This is a genomic window from Streptomyces beijiangensis, assembly GCF_017315755.1.
Taxonomy (GTDB): domain Bacteria; phylum Actinomycetota; class Actinomycetes; order Streptomycetales; family Streptomycetaceae; genus Streptomyces; species Streptomyces beijiangensis.
In genome coordinates this window covers 1-217 of sequence record NZ_JAFLRJ010000885.1, presented here as the reverse complement: position 1 = coordinate 217, position 217 = coordinate 1, and the positions used below count along the sequence as shown (strand labels likewise).

Genomic DNA, 217 nt, shown 5'->3' with positions numbered 1-217 from the left:
TGGTCAGGGGCTGTTTCCTGTGGCGACGCCAGGGTTCGAACCTGGGTAGGCTGAGCCGGCAGATTTACAGTCTGCTCCCTTTGGCCACTCGGGCACATCGCCAAGGGTTGTCGTACCGGTCCGCCTTGCGGCGCTCCGGGGCAACGACGTAAACGATACCTGATGGGTGGGGGTGGTCCGCCACCCGATTGATCAGGGCTGCACCCCACTAGTCTTG

General features: G+C 63.1%; 1 tRNA gene. It reads right to left on the bottom strand.

Features of this window, described 5'->3' with window-relative positions:
• Nucleotides 1–20: 20 nt before the first annotated feature.
• Nucleotides 21–102: transfer RNA gene (locus J0695_RS39670), tRNA-Tyr, on the bottom strand.
• Between the last annotated feature and the right edge of the window lie 115 nt (nucleotides 103–217).